Raw genomic sequence first — 17804 nt, 5'->3', positions numbered from 1 at the left:
CATACGTTTATATGTGAAGTAAGTCAACGCCGCGCCATGCTATCACGCTTGCGGACCTGCTCCGGCAAGGCGATCATGAGCCGGCGACAGGGCAGGGCCAATGCTGAAGCCGCCTCGCTTTAGAGCCGCCGCCGTCCAGGCTTCACCCGTCTATCTCAACGCCGGCGCGACCGCCGACAAGGCGGCTTCACTGGTCCGTGAAGCGGCAGCGAATGGACGATATCGTCGATCTGCGGGTCAATCGGCGTCCGCTGGCGCCGCTTGGCCCGCGCAAACCGGAATGAAGGTTCGGGACGCGTCGCACCGACGACGCCACGAGACAGGACTTGGAGGATAGGATGCGCGAAAACACCGTCGGCCGGGCCAATGTCGAGGACACCCCCGAGCTCAAGGCCTATTACAAGGACCTCGAAAAGTACGAAGCCGGCGCGCTGTGGACGGTCGCCAACAAGATCGAGCCATGGGCTCCGCAATCGGCATCCGTTCCCGTGCTCTGGCGCTACAACGATCTGCGCGAGCACGTGCTGCGCTCGGTGGAGCTGGTCTCGCCGGAGAAGGCGGGGCGGCGGGTGATCTACCTCAACAATCCCGGCCGCCGCGATGTGTCGGCCGCGGTCGGCTGGCTCTATTCGGGATTGCAGGTGATGCATCCCGGCGAGGTCGCATCGGCCCACGCGCACTCGGCTTCGGCCCTGCGCTTCATCATGGAGGGGGCGGGCGCCTACACCATCGTCGATGGTCACAAGATGACCCTGGGGGCGCGGGATTTCGTGCTCACGCCGAACGGCACCTGGCACGAGCATGGCGTTGATGCGAACGGTTCGGTCTGCATCTGGCAGGATGGCCTGGACATCCCGCTCGTCAACGCGCTGGAGGCGAATTTCTTCGCGGTCCATCCCAAGGTGCAGCAGGAAGACTCCGGCTATCCCGTGGACGACATGACCAAGACCTGGGGCAATCCCGGGCTTCGGCCGGCGGATTCGAAATGGTCGAAAGGCTATTCCCCCATGTTCAAATACGAGTGGGAGCCGACCTACGAGTCCTTGCGGAAGTATGCCGCCGCGGCCGATGGCTCACCCTACGACGGCATTCTCATGAACTACGTCAATCCGATCACCGGCGGGCACGTGATGCAGACGATCGGCGCCAGCATGCAGCTGCTGCGGCCGGGCGAGAAGACGAAGTCGCATCGGCATACCGGCAGCTTCATCTACCAGGTCGCCAAGGGCCGTGGTTATTCGATCATCGGCGGCAAGCGTTTCGCGTGGGAGGAGCGCGACATCTTCTGCGTTCCCTCCTGGGCCTGGCACGAGCACGGCAATGCCTCGGACAGCGAGGATGCCTGCCTGTTCTGCTTCAACGACCTGCCTGTCATCGAAGGCCTCGGCTTCTACCGGGAAGAGGCCTATGGCGACAATGCGGGCCACCAGCCAGTGGCGGCCTGACGTCACCCGCACAATTCAACCGAAAGAGCCGGATAGAGATTCGATGCGCCTTGTTACCTACACTTTGGGCTCCAGCGGTGCCCGCCTCGGGGTCCTCGTTGATGGATTGGTCGTGGACGTCGAGCACCTCGGTGCGTCGCAAGGCTTTGCATGGCCGAGCGACATGCTCTCGTTCATCGACAACAGCGTGACACTGTTGCCGGCGCTCAGGGAATGCCTGGACAGTACCAATGGACGCTTGCCGGCCGGCTCCGCCGTTCCGGTCGAGGACGTCAAGCTGCAGGCGCCGATCCCGCGTCCGCGAAAGAACATCTTCGGCATCGGGCTGAACTATAGCGCGCACGTGGCGGAATCCGCCAAGAGCCTGGATACCGACAAGGACCTGCCGAAGCAGCCGGTCGTCTTCTCCAAGCCGCCGACTTCCGTGATCGGCCCGGGCGCGGCGATCCAGCACAACGCGAAGATGACGCAGCAACTCGACTGGGAAGTCGAGCTCGCCGTCATCATCGGCAAGACCGCAACCCGCATCGCGGCCGACAAGGCGATGGATCACGTCTTCGGCTATTCGGTGATGATCGACATTTCCGCGCGCGACAATCGCCGCGCCGGCCAGTGGATCTTTTCCAAGGGCATGGACACCTATGCACCGTTCGGCCCGTGCATCGTCACCGCGGACGAAATTCCGGATCCGCATGATATGCGGCTGTGGCTGACCAAGAACGGGGTCATGAAGCAGGACTCCAACACCAAATACATGATCTTCGACATCCCGGTGCTGATATCGGACATTTCGTCGGGCATGACGCTCGAGCCGGGCGACATCATCGCGACCGGAACGCCCGAAGGCGTCGGCGCCGGCATGAGCCCGCAGGAATGGCTGTGGCCTGGCGACGTGGTCGAAGCCGGGGTCGACGGCGTCGGCGTCATCAGGCACCCCGTCGTTGCGATCTGATGACGAACTTCTCGTTCGATCGCGAGCTCAGGTTCGGCGATTGCGATCCCTCGGGCATCGCGTACTTCCCGTCCTACCTGAACATCCTCAACGGAGTCGTCGAAGACTTCTGGGCGACGGTCGGTTTTCCCTGGCCGGAATTGATCACGGTCCGGAAGATCGGGACGCCCACGGTGCACCTGACCTGCGACTTTTCCCGGCCGTCGATGTTCGGCGATCGCCTGACGTTCGACCTGCGCATCCGCAGGGTCGGCGGATCGTCGCTCCATCTGGAGCATGTCGTCTCCGGCGCGAATGGCATGCGCTGGCGCGCCCGCCAGATCCTTGCCGCGACCTCGCTGGTGGATCACCATGCGATCCCATGGCCCGATGATATTCGTGCCGCGCTCACGGCGCATGTGAGCGTGGGCGAGGGCGCTGAGGCAACGCCGGCATGATCTCGCTCTTCATGACGTTCTCCACTTCCACAGGCGAACGGCGGATTCATCCCGACGAGGTTGCCGCCGTGGCTGAGCTGGTCGGATCGATCCCTGACATGACCGAGGGCTTGCTGTTCACGCCGCTGGAGGAGTCGGTCGATCATCCCTACAAGGCCGACGGCTCCGGCCCCGTTTTTGCGCTTCAACTACGCTTTCCCGACCTGTTCGCGTGCGAGGCGGCGATGGATCGCAGCGGAAACCTTGCCCGCCTCGCGACGGGGGCAGGCTTGCCGGGCCTCTCCGGACTGGATGTCACGCACCAGGCGATGCTGACGCGCTCCTTTCCCGTCGATGTCGCGGCGCATCCGGAAGGCACCACCGCCCCGTGCAGCTACCTCGTGCACTATCCCGGTCCGGCCGAGGACATGAACGCCTGGAACCTGCATTATCTGGAGCACCATCCATCGATCATGCGAACCTTCCCGGATGTTCGCCAGATCGAGATCTACACCCGCATCGATTGGGTCGACCGGCTGCCGTCGCTGCGGGTCGCGCACATGCAGCGCAACAAGCTGGTGTTCGACAGCCCGCAAGCCCTCGCGCACGCGCTCGGCTCCGACGTGATCAAGCGCATGCGTGCTGACTTCGTGAAATTCCCGGCGTTCGCAGGCGGCAACAAGCATTTTCCGATGCTGACGCGAGTGGTCAGGCCGAAGGCTTGGAGAACCGGGAGCTAAACAGCAGGGCGCCAGCGCACAAATTCAGAGGGATCGCCAGATGAATCGAGCTAGTTGCACTCCTCTTGTGGCTGACCGGTGCTAACGGACCCGTGCTTGAACTGTTGATAGGGCACCACCCGGCATCCAGGCTTTACCGGACGGCAGCCCGCACTATTGCAAATCAACTGCCCAGTCGCCTGCGGCTTTGCGGGCGCGGCTTCGCTCTTCTTTCTCTCGTCGTCCCGCGGCTTGGCGTCCTCGCGGGTCGCGACGGGCTTCTTGTCCTGAACCTTCTCGCACTCATTGTCGCTGTTGACGCGATAGCTCGCGCGGCAGGTGATTTTCACACAAGCGTCGCCATCAGCCTTGAAGCCGCGGTCGCAGACCAGCGGGCAGACGCGTCCTGGCTTGCTCTTGATGGCATCGAGCACGTCGAAGCTGGCCAGCTTGGTGTCGTACTTCGTCCCGGCATGCTGGTTGAACAGCGCCAGCGAGCGCTGTGAGGCCGCGTTCCAATCTCCGTCAGCGGCGCCAGTCAGACAACCGACCCGACGGAGTTCTGACTGCACCAGTTTGGCCGTCTCCTGCGGCGAGAGGCTGGGCGGCGATTGCGTCGGGGCAACGGCCGCGACCTTTTGCTCGCCGTCACGCTGAGCCTTCTCAGTCGCCTGCTTTGCTGCCAGCTCGGAAGCCGCCTTGTCGTTCGCGATCTTGTCGGCGAGCGCCTTCTCGGCAGCCTGCTTGTCGGCCAGCGCCTTGGCCACGGCGGCCTCGGCATCCTTCCTGCGCTGCTCGGCTGCGGCCGCCTTGGCTTCCTCGATCTGCTTGGCCTTCTCGGCNGCGAGCCGGGCATCCTCGGCGGCCTTGGCGGCGGCTGCCGCCTTATCCTGCTCGGCCTTCTTCGCGCGTTCGGATGCCAGCCTTGTCTTCTCCTCCTCGGCCAGCCGCGCCTTCTCAACCGCTACGGCGCGGGTTTCTTCCGCGGCGATCCGGTTCAACTGCCCCTTGGCCAAGCTGGCGTAGAATCCGTCTGCGTACTTTGCGAGGAATGCGGTCCAGACCTCGCGAGTGCCGATTTGCAGGGCCAGCTCATAGTCGCGACGGACCGCCTCATCGGGGTTCGCCTGTGGTCCCGTCGCAACCGGCTTCGTTACGACCAACGGCAGGTCATCGCCGCCGAGCGAGCCGTAGACATAGGGCTCCTGCTTGTTGCCGGTATTTTTCAAGACATCGTCGCGGACGAAGCCAAAGGCCTTGCGCAGATCGAGCCCCGGCGTCGGGAGGCGCTCGACCAGGGCCGCCGCGAACGGGCTGTTTCTGGAATCGCCATCTGACGCCGTCGAGCCCGCCTTCGCCGCGAAAGCAATCATGGTGTTCGGGCTCGTCGGCTCGATCTTGGCGAGGCCGCGCCCGATGGCGCGCGAGGCGATCGTCCGCTTCATCGTCTTGGCAAACGGATTGTCGCGGCAGGCATCGAGAATGATGAGGCGGAGCTTCTTCGCGGGGTCGACCGCGAACAGCGCGCGGTCCAGAGCAATCGTTTCGTCGAGAACGTCGCTATCCCTCTCCAGCGTTGCGTCCGTGGGGATCAGATAGTTGGTGCCATCAAGTTCGATGCCGTGACCAGCGTAATAGATCACGGCGACCTCGGCATCCTTCGTCTTGTCGCCAAAGTCACGCAGTGCCCTTCGCATCTCCGCGACATTGAGGTCGAGCTTGATGTCGACAGCATCGAAACCTGCCTTCTTGAACATGCTGCCAACTAAGGTGGCATCGTTCGCCGGGTTGGTTAGCCGGGCCACGCTCTTGTACGCCGAATTTCCGATCACCAGCGCGACGCGTCGTTCGGCCATGGCCGGTCCGCATCCGAGCCACACGGCAAAAACGAACAAAAGAAAACGAAGCGCGCCCATTACAGCCCCAAATCAAACGTGAGCAGCGTATTCATAGCCTGCCTAAAGGCAAGGGGAGGGTATGTGAGGTTGGTCACAAAGGCGCAGTCAGTCCAATGCACTCGGGATTGGCACGTTGTCTAATGTCTGAAGCGGGTCAAACTGAGAAGTCCGGGCGCTCAGCCGGCAGGTCGGCTTTACCCCCAACTCCAGACAAACGCTGCATCGGACTAACTGACGCGATGGGCCATTTCCGGACTTTTGCCCCAGGCATACTTTGAGCAGATCGAGGATCGCCACCCGATAATCATTTCTCTTTTGGAAGTTTTGCTCCTGTCCGGGCTACTGCATCCCAGAACTTCTTCTCTAATGCTTGTGCCCTCTCATCGTCCCTGGCGGCTTCGATGTCCATGTGCAATTCTCGATAGGCTTTTGCGCGCCATCGAAATGCCGTGTACATTTCGGGCGCGAGGCGTATGGTTTCACTGTACGCCTCCACCGCGTCTTTGAGCTTTCCCTGCGATGCATAAGTGCGTCCGAGGCCATATGGAAAGGCACTATTTCGTGGCGCGATTTGCCTTCCGTATTCGAAATCTGCGAGGGCCAAATCGTGGTGCTTCTGCCGGAGATAGAAAAAACCTCGTGAGGAATATAAGCGGGCTTCCGTTGGGCTAATTCGAATAGCTTCATTCCAGTCTGCTTCTGCTCCAGCCGTGTCGGAGATTTGCTCCCTGGCGTGGGCGCGGTCACGGAGTAGACATGCGGCGTCTCGGGACGAAAAGGTTCTTGCCAAAACCTCCGTGTAGCTCCGGATTGCTTGATCGTAGTCGCGGCGCGCCAAGGCTTGGCTGACTTCCGGAAGAGATGGACAATCTAAGCCATTATCCGTTGTAAGAGCGCGTGGCCAGTAGCCTGCCCTGTCGATAGCATAGGCAGCCGTCAGCACTACAACGAATGCTAACACTAGTGCCATCGACAATTGTCTATCATGCCGTTGCATCGGCAAGCCGATCTTGTCCATCCGCGTCGAGATACTCACAGCCAAACGAACTCTGGCGATCACAACATCCTTGGCATGCTGGGCAGACTATTCGGCGCGTCGATCCCGCTTGGCGGCTGCTATCCTGCATCGTAAGGTAGTGATGCCAGTCTATCCCAATCTGAGAAAAATAGCAGGCAATGTCCGCTCAGGGTCAATACCAGTCCTGCGTCCCAAGGACGTCGATGGGTCACACCTCGTGCCGAATGACTTTCCACGCCAGAACACCGGCGATAAGAAATGACACGGTGCAGAATGCGACAGTCCCCCAGATACGGACATCGGGACGTGTCTCATTCAGCCAAACCAGTGCCGCGAGGCAGAGGATCGCCGGGATCGCGCACGCCTGTGTCGCAATATACCGACGGCGCAATGCGCGCGGTGCGCGTGAGCTCCAGACGAAACTATCAACCTCGAACCTGCGGGAAATGGTGTCCATTGGCTCTTGCGGATACCATTTGCTTAGCTCCAACATAGTGGACCGGAAACCCCATGCGGCAACGCCGAGCAGCGCAATGGCAAGTAGGCATAAAATGAGCGACATCTCGCTTCTCCAGCTTCCCTAAGCTATCGAGCGTCAAACATAATGGTCCGCTAAGGGGCAAACTGAGAAGTCCGGGCGTTCAGCCGGCAGGTCGGCTTTACCCCCAACTCCAGACAAACGCTGCATCGGACTAACTGACGCGATGGGCCAATATCGGAAGTAACGGACACGAAGTTGCGGCGTAGGCAGAGGCAGCGTTCAATCCGACAGACGAGGAATGCGACGTATGGATGCGAGCGCGATGGGATGTGAGACAAAGGCGTTGCACAGCCTTGCTTGTCGAACGGGCGCGATGCCCCATGACTTAAGGCAGCGCCGCCAATGCATTTCTGAATTACACCGGCCGTTTTAGCCGCCAGACCGGATCAAATACGGATCCAAGGACCCAGCTAATCGGTCCGCCACTTGTATGGCGGCCGGCGTGGACTGCTTTTCGCGATGAAGCGAGCCGACGGAATTCACGACCAGCCCACTACAAGCAAGAACAGCTATCGCAATCGCAGCGAGATATTTAGTCCTCATGACGATGATCCCCTTTATCGCCCCATGAACTAACCGGGCACTCTCAGAAATGGTTCCCGAACACTGCGGCCCAATGTTTTCGGCCGCATCGGAAGTTGCTTGGAAGTTGCTTCCATGGCGCCAGCGACTAGCCGCTGGGGCAGGTTCCTCCTTCGGAATGGAACATCGCGGTCGCGATCAGAAATCAAGGAACGAAAGCGTCCGCCAGGCTTTAGAAAAACTGAGGCCGTCGCTCGCCGGTAGTAACACGGCGCATGTCGCGGATAGCCAAAGGTCGTGGCGAACGACCCGCTGTTCTTAACACAAGTCTTAACACAAGCGCTCGCGCAGATAGCCAAAAGCGACGGTCTCCAGTTCTATTCAAAATCGCCAGCAGTGCCCCGATCGGTTGCGGGGGCCCGATCGGTTGCGGGGGGGAGGCACGGGGTGCTGCCGGAACCGAAGGCTCCGTCATGCGCAACCGAATTGACATTGACCACATACACTGTCGGGCCATCATTCGAGAGATCGGCGAGAGACTACGTGCGTCGCTGAAACCAGAGTCGAAACTACCGGCGAGCCTGAGAGCGCAAATCGATCGGCTCCGCGAATTCGAAGCGGCCGAGCACTGTAACAAGCCGCGCGGTTGAGCCGCAGTCGGCTGGGCGAACATGGATGAACGATGCCGCCGGTGAAGCTTCGTGCATCGACGATCTTGAATGAGTACGGTAAGGCGCAATCCGAATTGATCGGCAAAACCGTCGTCCTTACTGACGGAAAGGCAGGCACGGTCGAGAAAGTTTGGCTGGATGAATTGCACGGGCTTCGGATTTCAATCAAAGGTCATGACGGAAGATGGCCGGTCTCAACCATCAAGTTCGAGGAGAACTAGACCTTCGCACCCGCTGCGCATCACCCCAATAGCGCGCTATTTCAGAACATTCCGATCAGGATGAAAAACCCGATCTCGATCAGGAACGTCGTGCTCATAACCGCGACCGTAAGGAACACGTCGCTCGCCGAAAGAGGGTTCATGAATGCCTCGCATCTTGCGAAGCCCCGGGAGTAAATCGTTCAGGCTAGAAAATGTTTCAGTTCCAAACGCAGACGGCGCGAGAGTATCGGGCAAAGTTTCAAAAATGTTGGCAGCCGACATGACACGCGCTCAATCGACCTTCGGCTAAGGGCCACGAGCGGAAGTAGCCCTTCGCCAAAGAAACGACCATTGCGGATAGATGAAGATCGGATGGTTACTCCAGTCGCGACCTAAGCCGACGCGGTGTCGAGCCCGCCGACCATGGGATGAGACACTCGCGCAGAAGGTCCGCCCTGCTTTGCAATTGCCACGCTCTGCCAAGCCGTCATGAGTTGAACTAACTCCTCTGCGCGGCGTCGCGGTTCAGGAGCCGCGGCGGAACACACTGAATTGGAATGATTGATCGGTGCCCCAAGGCGTCGCATGAGCGTGCCGCCGGGTCTCAACGAGTTGGAACGCGCTACCGAGGGTCTGACCGAGGCTCGCAGCATCGTACCTCACGACGGGAAGGCCGCTGCATCGTTCAGGTCCGTCGAGCGCAAAGGTGGCAATGATTGCGTGCCCTCCGACTTTCAAGGCCCGTCCGAGACGCGCGACATACGCAGCACGGTCACGCTCCTCGGTCAGGAAATGAAAGGCCGCCCGATCGTGCCAAACATCGTAAGCCTTCAGCGGCTCCCAGGCTGTTGCATCCGCGACGATCCAATGAACCTGTGCGGCCCGGCTTCCAAGGCGGGCTTTCGCGGCCTCAAGTGCCGCCCCGGACAAATCGAGGACGGTTACATCCTCAAAGCCCCGATCAATGAGATTGTCGACCAGGCGCGAAGCACCCCCACCGATGTCGATGATGGCCGAAGCCTGAGCCGCGCCGACCCGGGCAATCAACTCAAGCGAAGGAGCCGGACTTTCCTGAAACCAGCTTACTTCGTTCTCGCCCTTGTGGGTGTAGACGCCTTCCCAATGGGCTTGACGGTTCTCGCTCTCCATTGCGTGTTCCCTCCACCCAAGGGGCCGCGATTAGTTCAGAACATGGCAACTCCCCCAATCCTTGACAATAAGCACAGAGCAGCCCTGGACACATTTGCCCGTTGCCCGTACCGATGTCGCGGCGCATCCGGAAGGCACCACCGCCCCGTGCAGCTACCTCGTTCACTATCCCGGCCCGGCGGGGACATGAACGCCTGAAACCTGCACTACCTGGAGCACCTCGGTCACCTGCGTCCGAACAGTCCCCCCACCACGCCGCCAATCAGTCCGCCGGGACCACCCCCGCTGTGCTGATGGTGAGCACCCGTGCGACGACGGGTTGGACGGTCGTCATCGGATTTGTCGCTGCCGCTGACGCCGGCATGCGCCGCCGAGGCGGATTCGGTCAGGAGCGCCTGATGCTGCAGCGGGTTTAGGAAGCCTGTCCTGGGATAGCCGCGTGCCGCCTGCCAGCGCGTGATGACGGCGCGGGTCGACCCGTCGAACCGTCCGTTGACCTTGGTGTCGAAACCGAGATCGGTCAGCCGGCGCTGCACGTCGCGACGCTTTCCCTTGTTGAGGCCGATCTGATCTTCGGTTTCCTGAGTTGCCTCGCCGGCAACGATCGCCGGATCGACGGATGCGATCAGCTCACGGTCGGTCGTGCTCGGACCGGCCGCGGCACCATTTGCACCGACGAGAATTCCCAAGAAAATTCCCAAGGCTGACAATGCGAGGATGAAGACACGCATGGCATATTCTTCGCTGATCTTAAGTCTCGCGATGATTTCGCGTTGAACACCTATCGGTTCAAATGCGCCGCTGTGACATTCGAACGTCCAGCGGCGTCCAAATCAAGGGTCGACTCCGGGTTCTGTCGCTGGCAACTGTTACGGGGGGACACTTGTTCCTTAGCGGGCGTTGATTGTTGCACGGCATCGCACTGAGATGGACCGACAGGAAGGACAGGGACATGATCATCGGCTGGACAGGCCGTTCAGTTATTGACGTAGGTCAGGGTTGCGTACCCGGCTCTGTCGCGAAGCAAGGGCGGACTCGCGGACGAACGTTGCGATGCTCGTCCCCCAGACGAGCACCATGCCGAGCAGCACCCATTTGAAATCCGATTGGATCATGAAGTTGACGGCGGCCATCAACCCGATCGAGAGCCCGCCAGCAACCCCGGCGCCGACCGCAGCCACGGGGCGATGGTCGCGGAAGGACGTCGCGGCCAGGGTGAGCGCGAGAATTCCCGTGGCCGCCACGTAGCCGCCCATCACACGAAAGACGTAGGTCAGCCATGACATGAGTCTGGGCCCGACCGACTGCAATTCGGCCGGGGTGAGGCTCATGTACCGGATGTCCTCCGGCAGCAATGGAGGGCGGAGGAACAGGAAGTAGATGCCGACGCCGACCAACAGGGTGCCGGAGACCGCCAGGAGCATCGAGGATAGATGCCAGCGGTCCCGCGTGTTGCGCATCGTTGCCCCCGGATCAGCACGGCGCCCAACCAGCCAACGACCAGGGCGAGCGCTGCGATGATGACATCATGCCCCTGTTTTGCCCGACGGGTCAACTCTGTTTCGAGAAATCAGAAGCGATGGCGCGGGGCTGTTAAACCATTGATATCACTGTCCCCGGCTACTGTGCATGGGGTTGTTTTTCGACTTTTTGTTGTGCGGCCTGCAAGGGCCGGTCCTAATGCCCGCCGAGATAGGCCGTGATCAGCCTGGGATCGTGGATGAGATCCTTGGCGGGGCCGGACTGCACGATCTCGCCGGTTTCGAGCACGTAGCCGTAGTCGGCCGTCTCCAGCGCGGCGCGGGCGTTCTGTTCGACCAGCAGGATGGACACGCCGAGATCGCGCAGGGAGGCGATGGTGCGGAAGATCTCGCGCACGATCAGCGGCGCAAGGCCAAGGCTGGGTTCGTCCAGCATGAGCAGCTTCGGCTTGGCCATCAGCGCGCGGCCGAGCGCGAGCATCTGGCGCTCGCCGCCGGAGAGCGTGCCGGCGGCCTGGCGCTGCCGCTCCTTCAGGCGGGGAAAGCGATCATAGACCTCGTCCAGCGTCTTCTGGACGCCCGAGCGGTCGCGCAGGCTGTAGGAGCCGAGCAGGAGGTTGTCGGCGACCGACATGTCGGAGAACAGCTCGCGCTTTTCCGGCACGAGGCACAGCCGGCGCTCGACGCGATCCTCGACGGACATCCTCCCGATGTCATTGCCCTGAAACACCATGCGGCCGCGGGAGGCGAGCAGCCCGATGGCGGCCATCAAGAGTGTGGTCTTGCCGGCGCCGTTCGGACCGATGACGGTGACGATCTGCCCTTGCTCGACCGACAGCGAGACGTTGCGGACCGCCTCGACATTGTCGTAGCAGACGGTCACGTCCGTCATGGAAAACATCTCGCTCACGCGACGCCTCCAAGATAGGCCTCTTGAACCCGCTCGTCGCTGCGGATCGCAGCTGGAGCGCCTTCGCAGAGCTTGGATCCGAAATCGAGCACCACGATGCGGTCGACCAGCGACATCACGAACTCCATGTCATGCTCGACGATCAGGATGGTCAGGTGGTCCGACCGCAGTGAGCGGAGCAGCTCCGCAAGCCGCAGCTTTTCCTGGCGGCGAAGGCCCGCCGCCGGCTCGTCCAGCACCAGCAGTGCTGGGTCCGCGGCGAGCGCACGGGCGATCTCCAGGATGCGCTGGTTGCCGAGCGGCAGGTTGCCTGCGAGCTCGAACGGCTTTTCGCCGAGCCCGACGCGCTCGAGCTGCGTCAGCGCCTCGTGCCGCGCGCTGGCTTCCTCGCGCTGGTTGAGACGGAGGGCGCTCGCGAACAGGCCTGTGCTGGTGCGGGCGTAGGTGCCGAGCATGACGTTTTCGAGCAAGCTCATGCGCGGCCGCAGCTTCACATGCTGGAAGGTCCGCGCGATCCCGGCCTTGGCGATGCGGGATTGCGGATCGCGCGTGATCGGGCGTCCCGCAAAGACGATCTCGCCCTTGTTGACCCGGAGCGCGCCGGTCAGGCAGTTGAACATCGTGCTCTTGCCGGCGCCGTTCGGGCCGATGACGGCAAGGATCTCGCCGGAGCGTACCTCGAAGCTGACATTGTTGACGGCGACCAGGCCGCCGAACCGGCGCTCGGCGCCGTCGACCTTCAAAAGTAGTTCGCCGGGTGCCGGTTGTGCGCGGCGGGGCAGGGGAGCCGCCGGCTCCGGCCGCTCGCGTTTGATCTTCGGCAAGTAGCGCGCAACGAATGGCACGATGCCCTGCCGCGCCCATTGCAGGAACAAGATGAACAGCGCCGAGAAGGCGACGATCTCCAGCTGTCCTGAAGCGCCCTTGGCGATCAGCGGCAGATAATCCTGCACGCTGTTCTTGAGCAGGGTGACGACCGCGGCACCGACGACACCACCGAGCAGGCTTCCGGCGCCGCCGACCATCGACATCATCAGATATTCGATGCCCATGCCGGCATCGAACGGACCCGGGCTGATGAAGCGGCTCATATGGGCGTAGAGCCACCCGGAGAGCGAGGCCAGGAAGGCCGCGATCACGAAGGTCACGAGCTTGATCCGGAAGGCGTTGATGCCGAGGCTCTCGACCAGCGTGTTGCCGCCGCGGAGCGCCCGCATGGCACGGCCGAGCCGGGAGTCCAGCAGATTATATCCGAGCAGGAGGACGGCGGCGACGATGCCCCAGATCAGGAAATAGATCTGCGCGCTCGTAACAAGCGCGAACGATCCGATGCTGATCGGCGGGATCGACGAGATGCCGTTGAAGCGGCCGAGCCCCTCGACATTGCCGAACAGGAAGCCGATCGCAAGGCCCCATGCGACGGTCGAGAGCGAGAGGAAATGTCCCTGAAGCCGCAAGGTGACGACGCCGAGGATGGCCGCGACGCAGCAGGTCAGCGCCACCCCGAACAGGAGGCCGAGCCACGGGGAGTATCCGTTCAGCGCGGAGACCCACGCCGTCGCATAGGCCGCGACGCCCACGAACGCTGCCTGTCCGAAGGATACGATGCCGCCGACGCCGGTGAGCAGGGCAAGGCCGATGGCGACCAGCGAATAGATGCCGATGTAGTTCATCAGCGTGATGCTGAAGGGGCTGAGCACGAAGGGGGCCACCGCCAGACACGCCAGCGCCACCATTGCCACGAGCTGAATTTGGAAGCGCGTCATTCCTCGATCTCCTCCTCGGAATGCAGCGAGGCGAGGGAACGCCAGATCAGGATCGGGATCAGAAGCGAGAACACGATGACGTCCTTCAGCGCGCTGCTCTCGAAGGATGCGAAGCTCTCGAGGATGCCGACGCCGACGGCGCCGATCGCCGCGCCGGGATAGCTGGTCATGCCGCCGACGATGGCGCCGACGAAGGCCTTGAGGCCGATCAGGAAGCCGGAATCATAGAACACGGTGTTCACAGGCGCGATCAGGATGCCCGATACACCGGCCATCAGTGAGCCCAGCAGATAGGCGATCGTGCCGGCGCGGGCGGGCCGTATTCCCATCAGGCGGGAGCCGGTCCGGTTCACGGCGGTGGCGCGCAGCGATTTTCCGACCAGCGTAAAGTCGAAGAAGAGATAGAGCAGGCCGCTGAAGACGAGCGCTGCGATCACGATCAGCATGGTCTGGCCCGAGACCAGCACACCGGCGAACTCAGTCGAGAGCGACGTCAGCGGTTCGGTTCTGACGCCTTCAGGTCCGAAGAAGAGCAGGCCGAGGCCGACCAGCGCGAAATGCAGCGCGACCGAGACCGTCAGGAGCAACAGCACCGTTCCGTCCGCGATGGGGCGGAAGACGATCCGGTCCAGAAGCGGGGCGATGGGCGTTATCAGCATCAGCGCGAGCACGAGCCTGACAGCGAGCGGAGGATCGGCGCGCATCGTCAGCCAGGCGAGGCCGACCACGGCCAGCGGAAGCACGAGGTAGAAGAAGAGCGCGCGTGGCAGCAGCCGAAGCTCGCCGGCGCGCATGAGCGAGACGATCTCGATCAGGGTCGCAAGGCAGGCCAGGATGACGACCAGCGCCCCCGTGCCCGGAAAGCGCTTCGCATCCAGGGCCGCCAGCGTCAGCGCGGTGAAGGCGGCGATGTCGCCGAAGGGAATGAAGATGACCCGTGTCACCGTGAAGATGAGGACGGTCCCGATCGCCACCAGCGCATAGACTGCGCCGGTGGCGATCCCGTCGATCGCAAGAATGGCTGCGATGTCACTCGTCATTGAGACGCCGTTCCCCCGTTTTGACTGTCTGCCGCCTTCCGACTACGGCGCGAACTTCCAGGCGCCTCCGGTCAGGCGCACCACGACGAGCGCGCGCTCGTCGACGCCGGTCACCGCACCGGGCTTGAAGTTGTAGACGGCATGCACTCCCGGCAGTTCCTTGGTGCTGAGGATCGCGTCCCGTAGCGCCGTACGGAATTCCGCCGTTCCGGGTTTCGCGGTCTTGAGCGCGCGCTCGGCGGCGTTGGCGAAGATCAGCCAGGCGTCGAAGGAGTAGGCGGAGAAGCCGTCGGTGGTCGGGATGTTATGGGTCTTCTGGTAGACGGCGCGGAAGTCGAGCGCGATCTTCTTGGCAAAGTGCTCGTCGGGAAGCTGCTCGGCGACGATCACGGGACCCGCGGAGACCTGGATGCCGTCGGCGGCCTTGCCGCCGACGTTGACGAAATCCGGATTGACCAGCGCCACGGTGCCGTAGGTATTGCCCTTGAAGCCGCGCTCGGCGAGGCTGAGCAGAGGCAGCGCGCCTTGCGTCCCCGAGCCGCCGTCCAGCACCGCGTCCGGCCGCGCGGCAAGCACCTTCAGGATCTGCGCGGTGACCGAGGTGTCGGTGCGGGCATAGCGCTCGTTGGTCTGGATCTTGATGTCGCCGGCGGCTTCGGCGGCCTTGGCGCCGTTGTAGACGAGGTCGCCCCACGCGTCGGAGAAGCCGATATAGCCGATGTTCTTCATGCCGTCGCGCTTCATGCGATCGGCGACGATCTTGACGAGGAGGGAGGCCGGCTGCGGCACCGACACCACCCATTGCTCGGGCGTATCAGGCAGCTTGCCGATCGGCGAGACCGCGATCATCGGCACCTTCAGCTCGCTCGCCACCGCCGCCATGGCGATGGTCGAGGGGGCCGTCGCGGTGCCGATCAGGAGGTCCACCTTCTCTTCTTCCACCAGCTTGCGGGCATTGCGGGTCGCGGCCGACGGGTCGGAGCCGTCGTCGAGCTGGATCAGGCGAACGGTCTCGCCGTTGATGGTCTTCTTGTATTCATAGGCGGCGTTGATGCCACGCCCGTAGGGGATGCCGATCGACGAGCCGTTGCCGCTGAGCGAGGTGACGAAGCCGATGGTGATGTCGGCCTGCGCCGCCGGGGCTGCGACGATGCCGGCGACAAGTGCAAGTAGGCTCAGAGTCTTGCGCATTTGCGTTCTCCTCCGTTGATGCTGGATAGGAATGCTTTGATGCCGCCGCGCGGGAAGCCCGAACGACAGACGAACCGATTGAAAGCATTGCTGCAGCGCCAAATCATGGGCGCGGCCGACGCGAGTCTGCTCGGCCGGGCGTCAGCAGCCATGATGTTGCTTGCCGCTCGAACAACGGGCCCATCGGCGAATGCGGGCGGGCCTTATCTGAAGCGATGAAAGGTCGTTGGCCCTGCCGCGATGCGCGACCGGCGGTGCTGCTGCTGCCGGCTGTCCGAGCACGGCGACTGTCCACACGATCGAGTCTCTCAAAATCGGTGCCCTGCAACATCATTGTCATGGCCACCGGTCCCTGACCGGCGAGGAATTACTTAAAGCCTAAAGTATTATCGGTGGGGCCGTCAACACGTGTCACGGTGCTGTCAGAAAAAAATGTCGTTGCATACAATTTCGACAGAGCGCGGCGCTTCTTTGCCATTGGGCCGGACGAAAAGGCCGTGCCTGCCCTGCCGTGACGGGCCCCGTCGGCGGCGTCGCCGCGCGCATTTGACGCGTGAATTAGTTTATGATTGAAATATATTCATCGGCAGCCGACGACCGATCCTCCGATCACCGCTTGAGGAGAAGGACGATGCGCATCTTCTGGCAGAGCTTCGTTGATGCGAGCGTGAACGCGCCCTACATGGCGCGGCTGTCGGAATACCTCAACAACATCGCCGCAGCAGGCACGACGGTTCATGTCGAGGGCATTACGCCACCGGACCGGGAGTTCGGGCGGCTCGCGGAATTGCGCTGCGCCGTCCAGGCGATCGACAACGGCATCGCGGCCGAGGAGGGCGGGTTCGACGCCTTCGTGATGGGGCATTTCCAGGATCCCGGACTCTACGAGCTGCGCTCGGCGCTCGACATTCCCGTGATCGGGACCGGCGAGGCGACGTTGCTGGCGGCCTCGCAGCTGGGCCGGCGATTAGGCCTTGTGACGCTCGATCCTGTCTTCGAGGTCTGGCATTACGAGCAGGCCGAGCGTTACGGCCTCGGTGGTCGCGTGGTCCACGTGACCGGCCTTGGCTGCAAGCCGGCGGATTTCGCCGATGCGTTCGCCGGAGACGATGCCGCGCAAGCCCGCATGATCGAGGACTTTGTTGCCTGCGCACGTCCGCTGGTCGAGCGCGGCGCCGATGTTGTGATTCCGGCCGGTGTGCTGCCGGGTCTCCTGATCGGCAGGGAGCATGGCCTGAAGATCGGCCACGCGCCGGTGGTCAACTGCGCGGCCGTGGCGCTGAAGAGTGCCGAGATGTGGGTGCAGCTCCGGAAGCTCAATGGCACCGAGCCCAGCCGAGGGCCGAGCTTCAAGCGGGCCAGCGCCCAGGCGCGCGACGATTTCCGCGCGCTGCTTGCCCGCAACAGCCGCTAGTCCTGGAGAATAATCATGATGGTTCCCGAAAAGATCCTGTACGAGACCGAGGTGACGGCGACCGGAGGTCGGGATGGCAAGGCTGCCAGCGCCGACGGTCTCTTGTCGGTGTCGCTGTCCTTGCCGAAATCGATGGGGGGCCCCGGCGGCGAAGGCACCAATCCCGAGCAGCTCTTTGCGGCCGGCTATGCCGCGTGCTTTCTCGGTGCGGTCAAGCTCGTCGCGCGCACCCACAAGGTTGCGCCAGCCGCCGAGCCCACCGTGACCGCAAAGGTTGCGATGGGGCCGGTTCCGGTCGGATATGCGCTCGCTGTCGAGCTGAAGGTCAATCTGCCCGGTGTCGAGAAATCAGTGGCCGAAGAGGTCGTCGCCGGCGCGCACGAGCGTTGCCCCTATTCGAACGCAACCCGCGGCAATATTGCCGTGAAACTGACGGTGGTTTGAGGCGGATGAACGAGGCGGGCGGTC

The 17804-nt window shown here is 62.5% G+C and carries 17 protein-coding genes; 7 read left to right on the top strand and 10 right to left on the bottom strand.

Annotated elements, in window-relative coordinates; translation table 11 throughout:
* Positions 1–338: 338 nt before the first annotated feature.
* Genes A3M7_RS0139780 through A3M7_RS0139765 form a run of 4 tightly spaced genes read left to right on the top strand, consistent with a single transcriptional unit; the run spans position 339 to position 3553 of the window.
* Positions 339–1445: a cupin domain-containing protein gene (locus A3M7_RS0139780; protein ID WP_027548875.1), complete on the top strand. Its 1107-nt coding sequence runs from the start codon at positions 339–341 to the stop codon at positions 1443–1445.
* 43 nt (positions 1446–1488) lie between these two features.
* A complete protein-coding gene (locus A3M7_RS0139775; protein WP_027548874.1) occupies positions 1489–2397 on the top strand; it encodes a fumarylacetoacetate hydrolase family protein in 909 nt (302 codons plus the stop codon).
* Positions 2397–2834, top strand: a complete 438-nt coding sequence (locus tag A3M7_RS0139770) for a thioesterase family protein (RefSeq protein WP_027548873.1) — start codon at positions 2397–2399, stop codon at positions 2832–2834. Before A3M7_RS0139775 ends, A3M7_RS0139770 begins: the two co-directional genes overlap by 1 nt.
* Positions 2831–3553 (top strand): hypothetical protein, encoded by a 723-nt coding sequence (locus A3M7_RS0139765; protein WP_027548872.1) that lies wholly within the window; start codon positions 2831–2833, stop codon positions 3551–3553. The genes A3M7_RS0139770 and A3M7_RS0139765 overlap by 4 nt, the downstream gene beginning before the upstream one ends.
* A 50-nt stretch (positions 3554–3603) precedes the next feature.
* Here the strand turns inward: A3M7_RS0139765 and A3M7_RS0139760 are convergent, their stop codons facing one another.
* The 3 genes from A3M7_RS0139760 to A3M7_RS0139755 all read right to left on the bottom strand — a co-directional run bounded on the left by A3M7_RS0139760 (position 3604) and on the right by A3M7_RS0139755 (position 7010).
* On the bottom strand, positions 3604–5448 hold the full coding sequence (locus A3M7_RS0139760) for a caspase family protein (RefSeq protein ID WP_027548871.1): 1845 nt from the start codon (positions 5446–5448) through the stop codon (positions 3604–3606).
* Positions 5449–5734: 286 nt separating this feature from the next.
* Positions 5735–6448: a tetratricopeptide repeat protein gene (locus tag A3M7_RS48040; protein ID WP_156937119.1), complete on the bottom strand. Its 714-nt coding sequence runs from the start codon at positions 6446–6448 to the stop codon at positions 5735–5737.
* Between the two features lie 208 nt (positions 6449–6656).
* Positions 6657–7010 carry a hypothetical protein gene (locus A3M7_RS0139755; RefSeq protein WP_027548870.1) on the bottom strand — a complete coding sequence of 118 codons (354 nt, stop codon included), beginning with the start codon at positions 7008–7010 and terminating at the stop codon, positions 6657–6659.
* A gap of 1183 nt (positions 7011–8193) precedes the next feature.
* Between A3M7_RS0139755 and A3M7_RS0139750 the strand changes: the two genes are divergently transcribed.
* Positions 8194–8403, top strand: a complete 210-nt coding sequence (locus tag A3M7_RS0139750) for a PRC-barrel domain-containing protein (RefSeq protein ID WP_027548869.1) — start codon at positions 8194–8196, stop codon at positions 8401–8403.
* Between the two features lie 507 nt (positions 8404–8910).
* On the opposite strand, the gene A3M7_RS0139740 is transcribed toward A3M7_RS0139750, so the two are convergent.
* The 7 genes from A3M7_RS0139740 to A3M7_RS0139710 all read right to left on the bottom strand — a co-directional run bounded on the left by A3M7_RS0139740 (position 8911) and on the right by A3M7_RS0139710 (position 15922).
* Positions 8911–9534 carry a trans-aconitate 2-methyltransferase gene (locus A3M7_RS0139740; RefSeq protein WP_027548868.1) on the bottom strand — a complete coding sequence of 208 codons (624 nt, stop codon included), beginning with the start codon at positions 9532–9534 and terminating at the stop codon, positions 8911–8913.
* 224 nt (positions 9535–9758) lie between these two features.
* Positions 9759–10265 carry a peptidoglycan-binding domain-containing protein gene (locus A3M7_RS0139735; protein WP_027548867.1) on the bottom strand — a complete coding sequence of 169 codons (507 nt, stop codon included), beginning with the start codon at positions 10263–10265 and terminating at the stop codon, positions 9759–9761.
* Positions 10266–10514: 249 nt separating this feature from the next.
* Positions 10515–10994: a hypothetical protein gene (locus tag A3M7_RS45700; protein WP_049823988.1), complete on the bottom strand. Its 480-nt coding sequence runs from the start codon at positions 10992–10994 to the stop codon at positions 10515–10517.
* Between the two features lie 217 nt (positions 10995–11211).
* Positions 11212–11925, bottom strand: a complete 714-nt coding sequence (locus tag A3M7_RS0139725; RefSeq protein WP_027548866.1) for an ABC transporter ATP-binding protein — start codon at positions 11923–11925, stop codon at positions 11212–11214.
* The gene (locus A3M7_RS0139720) at positions 11922–13691 is read right to left on the bottom strand and encodes an ATP-binding cassette domain-containing protein (protein WP_027548865.1); all 1770 of its coding nucleotides are present in this window, start codon (positions 13689–13691) and stop codon (positions 11922–11924) included. Before A3M7_RS0139720 ends, A3M7_RS0139725 begins: the two co-directional genes overlap by 4 nt.
* The gene (locus A3M7_RS0139715) at positions 13688–14731 is read right to left on the bottom strand and encodes a branched-chain amino acid ABC transporter permease (protein ID WP_027548864.1); all 1044 of its coding nucleotides are present in this window, start codon (positions 14729–14731) and stop codon (positions 13688–13690) included. Before A3M7_RS0139715 ends, A3M7_RS0139720 begins: the two co-directional genes overlap by 4 nt.
* Before the next feature lie 42 nt (positions 14732–14773).
* On the bottom strand, positions 14774–15922 hold the full coding sequence (locus A3M7_RS0139710) for an ABC transporter substrate-binding protein (RefSeq protein WP_027548863.1): 1149 nt from the start codon (positions 15920–15922) through the stop codon (positions 14774–14776).
* Positions 15923–16553: 631 nt separating this feature from the next.
* Between A3M7_RS0139710 and A3M7_RS0139705 the strand changes: the two genes are divergently transcribed.
* Together A3M7_RS0139705 and A3M7_RS0139700 are read left to right on the top strand one after the other, a co-directional pair.
* Positions 16554–17336 carry an aspartate/glutamate racemase family protein gene (locus A3M7_RS0139705; RefSeq protein WP_027548862.1) on the top strand — a complete coding sequence of 261 codons (783 nt, stop codon included), beginning with the start codon at positions 16554–16556 and terminating at the stop codon, positions 17334–17336.
* Between the two features lie 15 nt (positions 17337–17351).
* Positions 17352–17780: an organic hydroperoxide resistance protein gene (locus tag A3M7_RS0139700; RefSeq protein WP_084302930.1), complete on the top strand. Its 429-nt coding sequence runs from the start codon at positions 17352–17354 to the stop codon at positions 17778–17780.
* The last annotated feature ends 24 nt before the right edge of the window (positions 17781–17804 follow it).

The organism is Bradyrhizobium sp. WSM2254, from assembly GCF_000472645.1.
Classification (GTDB): Bacteria; Pseudomonadota; Alphaproteobacteria; order Rhizobiales; family Xanthobacteraceae; genus Bradyrhizobium; species Bradyrhizobium niftali.
The sequence above is the reverse complement of the archived record's forward strand: the minus strand, read 5'-3'. Positions and strand labels throughout refer to the sequence as shown.